Annotated in this window: 12 protein-coding genes; 3 read left to right on the top strand and 9 right to left on the bottom strand. The window is 75.9% G+C overall.

The annotated features are described in order from the left end of the window. Positions 1–69 precede the first annotated feature (69 nt). Positions 70–1026 (bottom strand): NADP-dependent oxidoreductase, encoded by a 957-nt coding sequence (locus ACFY00_RS32335; RefSeq protein WP_388036231.1) that lies wholly within the window; start codon positions 1024–1026, stop codon positions 70–72. Positions 1027–1173: 147 nt separating this feature from the next. Next, complete coding sequence (gene def / locus ACFY00_RS32330) at positions 1174–1821, bottom strand: peptide deformylase (protein WP_388036228.1); 648 nt, start codon at positions 1819–1821, stop codon at positions 1174–1176. Between the two features lie 79 nt (positions 1822–1900). Here def and ACFY00_RS32325 point away from each other — a divergent pair, with 79 nt between their 5' ends. Further along, positions 1901–2614: a winged helix-turn-helix transcriptional regulator gene (locus ACFY00_RS32325; RefSeq protein ID WP_388036225.1), complete on the top strand. Its 714-nt coding sequence runs from the start codon at positions 1901–1903 to the stop codon at positions 2612–2614. Between the two features lie 46 nt (positions 2615–2660). After that, complete coding sequence (locus ACFY00_RS32320; protein ID WP_388036223.1) at positions 2661–3134, top strand: hypothetical protein; 474 nt, start codon at positions 2661–2663, stop codon at positions 3132–3134. A 26-nt stretch (positions 3135–3160) separates the two neighbouring features. Here the strand turns inward: ACFY00_RS32320 and ACFY00_RS32315 are convergent, their stop codons facing one another. The 7 genes from ACFY00_RS32315 to ACFY00_RS32285 form a co-directional block, all read right to left on the bottom strand. Next, positions 3161–4261, bottom strand: a complete 1101-nt coding sequence (locus tag ACFY00_RS32315) for an LLM class flavin-dependent oxidoreductase (RefSeq protein ID WP_388036221.1) — start codon at positions 4259–4261, stop codon at positions 3161–3163. Positions 4262–4344: 83 nt separating this feature from the next. After that, positions 4345–5370 (bottom strand): LLM class F420-dependent oxidoreductase, encoded by a 1026-nt coding sequence (locus ACFY00_RS32310; protein WP_388036218.1) that lies wholly within the window; start codon positions 5368–5370, stop codon positions 4345–4347. A 34-nt stretch (positions 5371–5404) separates the two neighbouring features. Further along, a complete protein-coding gene (locus ACFY00_RS32305; RefSeq protein ID WP_388036215.1) occupies positions 5405–7018 on the bottom strand; it encodes an ABC transporter substrate-binding protein in 1614 nt (537 codons plus the stop codon). Beyond that, complete coding sequence (locus ACFY00_RS32300) at positions 7015–7848, bottom strand: ABC transporter ATP-binding protein (protein ID WP_388036212.1); 834 nt, start codon at positions 7846–7848, stop codon at positions 7015–7017. The genes ACFY00_RS32305 and ACFY00_RS32300 overlap by 4 nt, the downstream gene beginning before the upstream one ends. Beyond that, entirely contained in the window at positions 7845–8804 is a 960-nt protein-coding gene (locus ACFY00_RS32295; RefSeq protein ID WP_388036209.1) for an ATP-binding cassette domain-containing protein, read from the bottom strand. Before ACFY00_RS32295 ends, ACFY00_RS32300 begins: the two co-directional genes overlap by 4 nt. Then, the gene (locus ACFY00_RS32290; protein WP_388036206.1) at positions 8801–9625 is read right to left on the bottom strand and encodes an ABC transporter permease; all 825 of its coding nucleotides are present in this window, start codon (positions 9623–9625) and stop codon (positions 8801–8803) included. The genes ACFY00_RS32295 and ACFY00_RS32290 overlap by 4 nt, the downstream gene beginning before the upstream one ends. A gap of 3 nt (positions 9626–9628) precedes the next feature. After that, positions 9629–10573 (bottom strand): ABC transporter permease, encoded by a 945-nt coding sequence (locus tag ACFY00_RS32285; RefSeq protein WP_388036204.1) that lies wholly within the window; start codon positions 10571–10573, stop codon positions 9629–9631. A gap of 527 nt (positions 10574–11100) precedes the next feature. On the opposite strand from ACFY00_RS32285, the gene ACFY00_RS32280 reads away from it, so the two are divergent. Next, the gene (locus ACFY00_RS32280) at positions 11101–11940 is read left to right on the top strand and encodes a LuxR C-terminal-related transcriptional regulator (protein ID WP_388036202.1); all 840 of its coding nucleotides are present in this window, start codon (positions 11101–11103) and stop codon (positions 11938–11940) included. Positions 11941–12138: the final 198 nt, after the last annotated feature.

Raw genomic sequence — 12138 nt, 5'->3', positions numbered from 1 at the left:
TTCCGGGAAGCCCTGGTTCAGGGTGCGGGGCGCCGGGTCAGGGGGTCAGGGAGTCAGGGGGTCAGGGGGTCAGGGAGTCAGGACGAGCTTGCCCGTCGCCCGGCTCGCCTCGCCCAGGGCGTGCGCCCCGGCCGCGTCCGCCAGCGGCAGGACCCGGTCGACGGCGGCCCGCAGGCTGCCGCGCTCCACCAGGGCGGCGATCTGCGCCAGGTCGGCGCCGGACGGGGTGAACCCGAACTCGGCGTACCGCAGGCCGCGTTGCTCCGCCAGGGCGCGGACGGCGGTGCGGTCGGGGCCGGTGCCGCGCACGTCGACCAGGATGCCGCCGGGGGCGAGGACCTCCAGCGAACGGGGGCCGTAGTCGCCCGCGATCGGGTCGAGGACGACGTCCACGCCGCGGGCGAGCGCCGTGAAGTCGTCCGCGGTGTAGTCGATCGGCTCGTCGACGCCCAGCCCGCGCAGGAAGGCGTGCTTGGCGGCCCGGGCGGTGCCCAGCACGTGGGCGCCGCGGGCCTTGGCGACCTGCACCGCGAGGTGGCCGACGCCGCCCGCCGCCGCGTGCACCAGCACCCGCTGCCCGGCCCGGACCTCCGCCACCCGCACCAGCGCCTGCCAGGCGGTGAGCGCCGAGACCGGCAGCGCCGCCGCGTCCGCCGCGTGCGTCCCGGCCGGGGCGGCGGCCAGCGCCGACTCGGCGACCACCGCGTACTCGGCGTAGGCGCCGCGCGGCGGGAACGCGCAGCCGTAGACCCGCTCGCCGGGCCGGAACCGGTCGGCGCCGGGGCCGAGCGCCACCACCGTGCCGCACAGGTCGATGCCGACGGTGAACCGCTCCGTGAACGGCGGGGTGCCGAACCGGTCCACCTCCCCCGAGCGGATCTTCCAGTCCGCCGGGTTCACCCCCGCCGCCAGCACCCGCACCAGCACCTCCCCGGGCCCGGGCTCCGGCCGCTCGACCTCCACCACCTCCAGGACCTCCGGCCCGCCGTACCCCCGCTGGCTCACCGCACGCATCCGCTCGCCCATGTCGCTCCTCCCCCCTCGTTCCCTCGTCCTCCCGGCGGCCGACCGGCCGCGCCCCCATCCTGGGCCGCGGCGGTACCCCCTGTGAAGTAGGCACCTGCTCCACACCTAGGTACCCGAGAGAAACCGCCCTCGGCGGCGCCCGGTGGGCTACTTGCCGAGGCGGGCGGCGCGGGCGGCGCGGCGGGCGAGGACCTCCTGCTGGCGGTCGGCCATCTCGCGCAGGGCGGACTTGCGGGCGCGGGCGGCGAGGCGGTCCAGGTAGAGGCGGCCGTCCAGGTGGTCGCTCTCGTGCTGGAGGCAGCGGGCGAAGTAGCCGCGGCCCTCGATGACGAGGGGGTTGCCGTGCTGGTCCCGGCCGCGGACGACGGCGCGGTCGGGGCGGGCGAGCGGGCGGTAGGGGCCGGGGACGGAGAGGCAGCCCTCCGGTTCCTCCAGCAGGCGGCGGCCGGTGGCGGGGGTCTCGTCCAGGACGGGGTTGGCGAGGTGGCCGACGTGGCGCACGCCCCAGTCGTCGGTGATGTCCCAGACGAACAGCCGCAGGTCGACGCCGACCTGGTTGGCGGCCAGGCCGGCGCCCTCGGCGACGTGGTTGGTGGCGAACATGTCGTCGATCAGCCGGGCGAGTTCGGGGGTGCCGAAGGCGGTGACGGGGCGGCAGGGACGGTGCAGGACGTCCTCCCCGACGACGGTGATCCGGCGCACCGCGCCGCGTTCGGTCTCGGGGGCCAGCAGCGGGAACGCGTCGACGGGTTCGCCCTGGACGCGGACCCGGCGGTCGGGCGGGGTGTCGGCCATGGTGCGGGGCCGCCTTTCGATGGTCGGAGGGGTGGCTGACGGCTTGTCATCGGCTTTGCAAAGTAGCATGCTCGGTGAAGTGACCGAAGAGATCGAGACCAAGAGCGGGGTGGAGGGCCGGGCCGGGGCCGAAGAGGCCGCGCGCACCCTGCCGGAGCACCCCGTCCGCCTCGCCCTGCTGGACGTGCTGGCCGAGACGGGCACCCTCACCGCGACCGAGGCCGCCGCCCGGCTCGGGCTCAGTTCCGGCCTGTGCTCCTTCCACCTGCGCCGCCTCGCCGAGCACGGCCTGGTGGAGGAGGCCCCCCGGGGCGGCCGGGGCGGCGGCCGGGCCAAGCCGTGGCGGCTGCGCTGGGGGCCCGTCCCCCCGTCGGGGGGCGCGCCCGAGGAGCGGCCGCAGGCCGTGGACTGGCCCGCCACCTACCGCCGGGACTGCCCCTCGCGGACCGTCGTCGAGCTGCTGGCCGACAAGTGGGTGCTGTACGCCCTGGCGGCGCTGCGCCGCTCCGAACGGCCGCTGCGCTTCAACGAGTTGCGGCGCCTGCTGGACGGCATCACCCAGAAGATGCTCGCCCAGACGCTGCGCTCCCTGGAGCGCGACGGCCTGGTCCGCCGCACCGTCTACCCGACCGTGCCGCCGAGCGTCGAGTACGCGCTGACCGAACTCGGCCTGGAGGCCGGGAAGTTGACGGCAGCGATCGGCGCCTGGTCGGTGCGGCACGCCCCGGCGGTGCACGCCGCCCGCGCGGCGTACGACACCCGCGCGGCCGCCCCACCGAAGCCGCTGGACTGAAGGGCTTGTCGGTGGGCTGTCGGTGGGCGGGGCTACCGTGCCCGGCATGGGCTACGACACCACTTTCACCGGACGGGTCGCCGTCGCACCACCGCTCAACGCGCACGAGGTCGCGTACCTGCGGAAGTTCGCCCGCTCCCGGCGGATGGACCGTGACCGCGGCCCCTACTTCGTCGAGGGCACCGGGTTCATGGGGCGGGGCCACGACCCGGACGTCCGCGGCTACAACACGCCCCCGGCGGGCCAACCCAACCTGTGGTGCAAGTGGGAGCCCACCGCGGACGGGACCGCGATCGCCTGGAACGGCGTCGAGAAGTTCTACGACGCGGCCGAGTGGATGGCGTACCTGGTGGAGCACTTCCTGAGGCCCGGCGCCCGGGCCGCGGGCGGGCCGGGGTTCGAGGGCTTCACCTTCGACCACGTGCTGGACGGCGTGATCGACGCCCAGGGCGAGGAGCCGGACGACACCTGGCAGTTGGTGGTGCGGGCCAACGGGGTGTCGGTGGCCGTGCCCGAGTAGCCCGCGGCCCTGCCCCGCCCCCGGCGCTACCAGGCGCGGCGCAGCGGGGCGGGGTCGCGGAGTTGGGCGACCAGGGCGCGGCGCAGGGCGCGGTCGTGGTCGGTCTCGACCGGGAGGTCGAGTTGGACGATGTCGACGCCCGCGGAGCGCAGCAGGTTGATCCGGGCGGCGACGGTGGCGGGCGAGCCGGTGTAGGCGCCCGCGAGGGAGCGGCGGACGTAGGCGGCGACCTGGGCGGGAGCGGCGTCGGCAGTGACGGCACCGGCGTCGGCGGTGCCGCGTTCGCGGTCGCGGTCGAGGGCGACGGCGTCGTGGTAGCGGGCGGCGTCGGGACCGGTGGCCAGGCGCAGGGCGTCGCGGCGCAGGCGGCGCAGGTGCTGCTGGGCGGCGGTGTCGGTGTCGCCGAGGACGACGGTGACGTGCCGCCAGATCCGCAGGGTGCGGCCGTGCCGGGCGGCGGCGGCGCGGACCTCGGCGATCCGCCGCCGGGTGTCGGGCAGCGGGCGGGGCGGGACGGCGTAGACCTGGGCGTAGCGGGCGGCGAGGTCGACGCCGGCCGGGGAGGAGCCGCCGAAGGACAGCAGTTCGCTGCCGGGGTGGGGGCGCAGGCCGCTGCGGGCGGCGCGGACGGTGTAGTACTCGCCGTGGTGGTCGAGGTCGCCCTCGGCGGCGAGGTAGCGGGTGAACAGGGAGAGGTACTCGTCGGCGCGGCGGTAGCGTTCGGCCTTGGGGAGGGTGTCGCCGTCGCGGGCGACGTCGGCGTCGCTGGAGCCGATGATCAGGTGGGCGCTGATCCGTCCGCCGGAGAGCCGGTCGAGGGTGGCGAGGGTGCGGGCGGCGGTGGTGGGCGAGGCGGGGCCGATCCGGTGGGCGGCGGCGATCCGCAGCCGGGTGGTGGCGGCCAGCGCCCAGCCCGCGACGGCCCACGGGTCGGGCCAGGAGGAGGACTGGACGACGAGTGCGGAATCGAGTCCGTCCTCTTCCAACTCCCGTGCGGTGCGGGCAATGTGGGCGGGATCGGCGGTGCGTTCGCGTGGATCGGGGGCCCAGCGCAGGGCCTGGCGTTCGGCGGGGGTGCGGCCGGCCACGGGGGCGGCGCGGACGCCGCCGCGCAGTTCGAGTTCCATCGGGTCAACTCCGTTGATGGCATGGGGTGGTGGGCGGGCCGCCGGGCAACGGCGGCCCGCCGCGGGACAGTGGGCGGGGCAGCTCATCGGGCGGCGGGCCCGAGCCGGGCGAGGGTGTCGAGCAGTCGGGTGCGGCTGGTGAACACCTCCGGCGGCAGCGAGACGTACAGCTGGATGGCGGTGACGCCGGGCTGCTGGTAGCGCAGGATCTGTTCGCGGCACTCCTCCGGGGAGCCGTGCAGGAACAGGGTGTCGACCACCTCGTCGGGCAGGGCCCGTTGGGCGCCCTCGTGGTCGCCGTCGGCCCAGCGCTTGTGCGTCTCGGCGAGCAACTCGCCGTTGCCGAGCCACTGGTGGAACTTGCGGTAGGGCTCGCGGTTGAGGATCCAGGCGAGGAAGGGGCGGCTGGCGCGGTGCGCGTACGCGGTGTCCTCGGTCGGGCAGACGAACACCTTGACGACGAGTTCCTTGCCGGGCGGCTGCGGGCCGACCGCGTCGAGCACCTTGGGCAGGTCCTGGGCGCGCAGCAGGTTGGTGATGGCGCCGTCGCCCTCGGTGAAGCCGAGCCGCAGCATGCCGGGGCGCAGCGCGCCGAGGATGACCTTGACCGGGTCGACGGGCGGGTGGGGCAGGCGGTAGCCGGTGATGGAGAAGGTGTCGAAGTCCCCGGCGACGTGTTCGCCGCGCAGCGCGGCGGTGAGGAAGCGCAGCACGTCGCGGGTGCGCTTGAAGGGCTCGTCGAACGGGATGCCGTTGATGTCGGTGACGTGCGCGGGCACGGACGCGCCGATGCCCAGCAGCACGCCGCCGGAGGAGAGTTGGGCCAGGGTGGCGGCGGTCTGGGCAAGCACGGCGGGCCCGCGGGTGTGCACCGGGACGATGCCGGTGGCGATCCGCAGGTGCGGGGCCCAGGCGGCGGTGGCGGCCAGCGGGGTGAAGGCGTCGGTGCCGCCGCCCTCGGCGCTCCACACGTCGCCGTAGCCGAGGTCGGGGAGCCGTTCGACCAGGAAGCGGTGCCGGTCGATGGTCAGTCCGGGCAGCGGCAGGGTGATGCCCCAGGCGGGCGGGCCGGCGGGCTGGTGGGCGGTGGTCGGGTGGGCGGGGCTCATCGGGGGCCTTTCGGGTCGGCCTGCGGGCGGGGGGTCACTTGGCGACCGACACGGTGGTGAGGTCGAGGAACCAGGACTGCGGCTGGACGAGTCCGTGGACGCTGGGCGCGAGGGCGCGAGGGTTGCGGTCGTTGACCACGAACAGCCAGGGCGCGTCCTCGGTGACCTGCCGCAGCGCGGTGCGGTACGCGGCCTGCCGGGCGGTCCTGTCGGGGTTGGCGGCGGCGGTGGCGATCAGCTCGTCGACCTTGGGGTTGGCGTAGTGGCCGGTCCAGAACGGGCTCTTGGAGCCGACGAACAGCGGCAGCAGCGCCTCGGACTGGAACAGCGTGGTGGACTGGGCGATCGCGTCGGAGCCGAGCGCGACCTCGCCCTTGGCCTCGGCGCCGATCAGGGTGGTCCAGTCGGTGGTGCGGATGTCCACCTTGATGCCGACGGCCGCCAGGTCGCGCTGCAGGGCCTCGGTGATCGGCACCGGCAGCAGGTTGCCGGAGCCGCCGGTGGGCACCGTCACCGAGGTGGCGAACCCGTTCGGGTAACCGGCCTCGGCGAGCAACTGCTTGGCCTTCGCCGGGTCGTGGCCGTAGCGGTCGTCGCCCTGCTCGTACGCGGCGGTGGCGCGCGGCGCGGCCTGGTAGGCGGGGTCGGCGGTGCCGTGCAGCAGGTTGCCCGCGATGGCCTGCCGGTCGATGGCGTAGTTGGCGGCCTGCCGGACCCGGACGTCCGCCCACGGGCCCTTGGTGGTGTCCAGGATCCAGTACCAGAGGTGGTCGTAGCTGTTGGAGACGATCTGCGCGCCGTCGGCCTTCAGGCTCTCCAGGTCGTCCGGGTTCGGGTACTCGATCCAGTTGACGCCGCCGGAGCGCAGCGCGGCGGTGCGGGCCGCCGGGTCGGGCAGCGCCTTGACCACGAGGCGCTCCAGCTTGGGGGCGCCGCGCCAGTAGTCCTTGTTGGCGACCAGGTCGACCTGCTGGCCCTCGGTCTGCGAGGCGAAGGCGAACGGGCCGGTGCCGACCGGGTGCTGGGAGAAGTTCGCGCTGCCGGACTTGCGGACGGCGGTGGGGCTGGCGATCAGCACGTGCGCGAGGTCCTCCGGGAAGTGCCCGTTCGGGCCGGAGGTGACCAGTTCGACGTGGGTGTCGTCGGTCTTGCGGTACGAGGCGATGTCGCCCGCGTACTCCTTGGCGGCGGCGCCGAGCGCGTCGGTGTACTCGGGGCTGGACTTGTCGAGGTAGCGGTGCAGGTTGAACAGCACCGCGTCGGCGTCGAACGCCGTGCCGTCCTGGAACTTGACGCCCTTGCGCAGGGTGAACGTCCAGGTGACCTTGTCCGGGGCGACCTGCCAGGACTCGGCGAGCGCGCCCGTCACCTGCGGCGGCTTGTCGGTGTCCTTGAGCAGCTCGTAGCGGGTCAGGCCCTCGTAGATCTGGAAGCTCAGCAGGCGCTTGCCCTCGAAGCCCGCACCGCCGATCACGGTGTCCAGGTTCGGCAGCTTGCCGGTCGCGCCGATCACCAGCGTCCCGCCGTTGCCGCCGCCTGCGGCGTCGCCGCCCGCGGAGGTGGAGGCGCAGGCGGCGGCCGCCAGCAGGACGGCGGCGGTGGCGAGGGCCGCGGCGGCTCTGGAGCGGGTGCGGAGGTGCTGGGTCATGTCGGTTCCTCGGTCTTGTCGTTCGGTTCGGTACTGCGTTCGGTACTGCGTTCAGGGGTGCGTTCGGGAAGGCGGAGCGCGACGTGCGGGCCGGAGGCGTCCAGCAGGGCGCGGGTGTACGGGTGGGCCGGGGCGGTCCACAGGTGCTCGGTGCGGCCCTGCTCGACCACGCGGCCGGTGCGCAGCACCAGCGCGCGGTGGGCGAAGCGGGCGACCGCGGCGAGGTCGTGGGAGACGAACAGGTAGGCGGTGCCGGTGCGTTCGCGCAGTTCGACCAGCAGGTCGAGCAGCCGCTCCTGGGTGTCGCGGTCCAGCGCGGAGGTCGGCTCGTCGCACACGACCAGGGCCGGTCCGGTCGCCAACGCCCGTGCCACCGCGACGCGTTGCAGCTGTCCGCCGGAGAGCTCCCGGGGGAAGCGGCGGGCCAGCTCCGGGGCGAGGCCGACCTGGCGGAACAACTCGGCGACGCGGTCGGCGTGTTCGCGCCGCGGCACGCGGTGGGCGCGCAGTGCGAAGGCGACGGCCTCGCCGGAGCGCAGCGCCGGGTTCAGCGAGCCGCGGGGGTGCTGCGGCACGAACTGCAGCCGGGCCCGGACGGCCCGGTCGGCGCGGGTCCGCAGCCGGGAGGGATCGCGGCCTTCGAACGTGACGCTCCCCGCGTCGGGGCGCACCAGGCCGAGCGCGAGCCGCGCCAGCGTCGACTTCCCGGAGCCGGACTCGCCGACCAGCGCGACGCTCTCGCCCGGGTGCACCTCCAGGGTGACGTCGGTGACGGCGGGGCGGTGGGCGTAGCTCTTGGAGACGGCGTCGAGCCGCAGCAGGGCGGTCATCGGGAAGCTTCCTCCTCAACGGAAGGCACCACCAGGGGCCCGGGGAACGGCGGGGCCGTGGCTGCTGCGGGTTCACTGCCGGTGCGCGCGGTGGCTTCGGGTTCTGTTCCCGGGCCCGAAGCAGCACGGACATCCCGGTGGGCTCCGGCCGCCAGCAGCTCGGACCCGCCGTTCCCCGGGCCCCTGAAGGGGCCACTGCGCAGCTCGGACCCGCCGTTCCCCGAACCCCCGACGGGGCTCAGCAGCTCCTCCGCCGAGCCGGTGGCCGTCAGGCGGCCGCCGTCGAGGACGGCGACGGTGTCGCCGATGCGGGCGGCGGCGGAGAGGTCGTGGGTGACGAGGAGGAGGGCGAGGTGGCAGCGGGTGCGCAGGGTGGTGAAGAGGTCGAGGATGCGGGCGCGGACGAGGGTGTCGAGGGCGGTGGTGGGTTCGTCGGCGATGAGGAGTTCGGGGTCGCCGGCGATGGCGAGGGCGATCGCGGCGCGTTGGCGCAGGCCGCCGGAGAGTTCGTGCGGGTAGGCGCTCGCGGCGCGTTCGGGGTCGGGCAGGTCGGCGGCGGCGAGCAGCGGCAGGGCGGCCGCGCGGGCGGCCCGCCGGGTGTCGGCGAGGCCGTGGACGCGGAGGACCTCGGCGAGTTGGGTGCCGATCCGGCGCAGCGGGTCGAGGGTGGCGGAGGGGTCCTGGGGGACGTAGCCGATGCGGCGGCCGCGGATGCGGGTGAGGGCGCGTTCGGGCAGGCCGAGCAGTTCGGTGTCGCCGAGGCGGACGGAGCCGCGGACGGTGGTGCCGCGTCCGGGCAGGCCGAGGACGGTGCGGGCGAGGGTGGTCTTGCCGCTGCCGGAGGCGCCGAGCAGGACGAGGGCGCGTCCGGCGTCGAGGGTGAGCGAGACGTCGTCGACGGCCCGGACGCCGCCGGGGTGGTGGACGGTGAGGTGGTCGATGGTGAGCAGGCTCATCGCGGTGCCTCCGTTCCTTCGCCGAGCCGTCCGCGCAGCGTCTCGCCGAGGACGTTGAAGGCGACCGAGACGAGGAGGATGACGAGGGCGGGGAGGGCGGCGAGCCAGGGGTGGGTGAACAGGGCGGGGCGGAGTTCGTCGAGCATGGCGCCCCATTCGGGGGTGGGCGGGGGGACGCCGAGGCCGAGGAAGGAGAGTCCGGCGGCGTAGACGATGGCGAGGCCGACCAGGGAGCTGGCGTAGACCAGGACGACGGGGGCGACGACGGGCAGCACCTGGCGCAGGACCAGGGTGGTGCGGGTGGCGCCGCTGACGGTGGCGGCCTCGAGGTACTCGGCGGTGCGGATGCGCCGGGTCTCGGTGAAGGCGACCCGGGCGACGGCGGGGGTGAGGACGACGGACAGCGCGAGGACGGTGGCGCCGAGGCCGGGGGTGAGCAGGGTGGCGACGGCGATGGCGAGCAGGACGCCGGGGAAGGCGTAGAGCACGTCGAGGGTGCGCAGCAGGGCCTGTTCGGTGGCGCGGCCGGTGAGGGCGGCGGTGATGCCGATGAGGGCGCCGGCCAGGGCGGCGACGGCGACGGGGAGCAGGCCCGCGGTGAGGGAGGGGCGGGCGGCCCAGAGCAGGCGGCTGAGCAGGTCGCGTCCCTGGCCGTCGGTGCCGAGCGGGTGGCCGGGGGCGCCGGGGTCGAGGAGCCGGTCGGCGAGGTGTCCGGCGTCGGGGTCGGCGGGGGCGAGCAGGGGCGCGGCGAGGGCGAGCAGGACGGGCAGCAGGGCCGCGGTGGCGGCGAGCGCGGTGCGGGGGTGGCGGATCGTGACCATGGTTCAGCTCCGCACCCGGGGGTCGATGGCGGCGTGGGCGGCGTCGACGAGCAGGTTGACGCCGACGAAGGCGGTGGCGACGAGCAGCACGCCGCCCTGGACGAGCGGCAGGTCGCGGGCGGTGAGCGCGTCGTAGAGCAGGCGGCCGAGGCCGGGCCAGGCGAACAGGGTCTCGACGAAGACGACGCCTTCGAGCAGGTAGGCGAGTTGCAGTCCGCCGATGGTGAGCAGGGCGGGCGAGGCGTTGTGGGCGCAGTGCCGCAGCACGGCGGCGCGGCCGAGGCCGCGGGCGCGCAGGCCGTCGGCGAGTTCGGAGCCGAGGACGGTGGAGAGCGCGGCGCGGTGGACCTTGGCGGTGAGGCCGAGCGGGACGAGGGCGGCGGCGGTGGCGGGCAGCACGAGGTGGCGCAGCAGGTCGCCGGTGCCGCCGGGGCCGAAGGCGTCGTGGGTGCCGCCGGCGGGCAGCAGGCGCCAGTGGACGGCGAGGACGGCGGTGAGCAGCAGGGCGGCGGAGTACTGGGGGGCGGAGACGGCGAGGGTGGCGGCGGCTCCGCTGAGGCGCTTGGTCCAGCCGTGCGGGCGCAGCGCGCCGAGGGTGCCGAGCAGGACGCCGCCGAGCAGGACGAGGGCGAAGGCGGCGGCGGTGAGGGTGAGGGTCTGGCCGAGCGCTGGCAGCAGCAGGGCGGCGACCGGACGCTGGGTGGAGGTGGAGGTGCCGAGGTCGCCGCTGAGGGCGTGGCCGAGCCAGTCGAGGTAGCGGACGGGCAGCGGGCGGTCGAGGCCGATGCGTTCGGCGAGGGCCTGCCGGGCTTCGGCGGGCGCGCCGGGGCCGAGGAACGCGGTGACGGGGTCGCCGGGGACGAGGGCGACGGTGGCGAACACGACGGCGCTCACGCCGAGCAGCGTGGGGACGGCGAGCAGCAGGCGGCGCAGCAGGAAGCGGGTCACGGGGCGGCCGGGTCGGCGGTGGCGGCGGGCATGGTGCGGTGGGTCCTCCGGTTCGGACGGCAGGGGGCGTGGCCGGTGCCGTCGGGGTCGTCCGGACCGAGGCTCGCGGACGGTGCGCGGCGTCAGCCAGCCAGGCGTTCATGCTGTTACCCGTGGTCATAGGAGTGGAGGGGGCGGGTACGGCGGTGGGGGCAACCGGTGGGCGGGGAACCGTCCTTGACCGTCCCTCATCGGCGCAAATAGGATTTCCGTATGGCATATCGGCGGCGCGACTTCACCCTCTGGGGAATCGGCGGCTCGTGGCACCGCAGGTGCTTCGACGAGACCTGTCGCCCCGGCACGGTGCGCCGCCCCCGGTCCTGACCCGACCGGCCGCGGCGCCCCCGCCCGTCCTCCGCGGGTCGGCGCCGTCGACGGCGCCGATCCCCCTTTCCCGCGCCCGGGCCCAGGCCCGGGCAGCCGCCACCGAGGGGACCGAGATCCGCCATGCACCCGTACCCCGCCGCGCCCTCCCGCCGGGAGGTCCCGTGCCCGCGCTGACCAGCGGCCCCGCCCGGGTGCTGCGCCACCGCGCGCACCCGCAGGACGCCCTGCACACCGAGATCGACAACCCGCTGGACCTGCTGGCCGGGCACCAGCTGCTGGCCGACGCGGCCCGCCCCGCCCCCGAGGCGGCCTGCGCCTGCCATCACCCGCTGTGCCCGACCGGCGCCGCGCACCGGCCGGTCGCCACCCGGGTGTTCCTGGTCGAGCGGCACCCGGTGGTCAGCGCCGGGCTGCGCAGCGTCCTGGCGGGCGCCGCCGACCTCGCGGTGGTCGGCTCCTCCGCCGACCCGGCGCACGCCGTCCGCTCGGTCCACCGCACCCGGCCGGACCTGGTGCTGCTGGGCCGCGGCGCGACCCTGGACGGCGACCTGGCCACCGTCGCGGCGCTGCGCCGCCCGGACGGGGCGCCGGACGCCCGGGTGCTGCTGCTGCGCCGGGCCGAGACCACCACCGAGGCCAGCCGGATCCTGATGGCGGGCGGCAGCGGCTGCTTCCCGCTCGACCTGCCGCCGGAGCGGATCGTGGACGCCGTCCGGCTGGTCGCGGCCGGGGGCACGCTGTTCCTGCCCGCCCCCGTCCCGGTCCGTCCGCAGGCCGTCGCCCCGGTCGAACTCCCGCTGGACCAGACCGGGTTGACCGACCGCGAACGCGAGGTGCTGGCACAGTTGGCGCTCGGCCTGAGCAACGCCGAGATCGGCCGCCGGCTCGCCCTGGCCGAGGCCACCGTCAAGAAGCACCTCACCCAGGCGATGCGCAAGACCGGCCAGTCCGACCGGCTGCGGGCCGCCCTGTACGCCGTCCGCCACGGCCTGGCCGGCTGAGCCGCCGCTCCGCGCCGTCCCCGAGGAGCCCGTCCACCCCCGCGGTGGGCGGGCTCCCGGCGTTCCCGGGTGCGCGCGGGGCTCCCGGCGCTCCCCCGGGTCGCCCTCCGGGGGCGACGAAGGTCGCCCCGCGCGTAGCCGTTCGGAGCTTCTGGCGGCGGACGGCCGATCCCTAGCGTGGCAACGACAAGGAGCTGC

The organism is Kitasatospora sp. NPDC001540 (assembly GCF_042894345.1).
GTDB lineage: Bacteria > Actinomycetota > Actinomycetes > Streptomycetales > Streptomycetaceae > Kitasatospora > Kitasatospora phosalacinea_C.
This window is presented reverse-complemented; position numbering and strand designations above follow the sequence as displayed.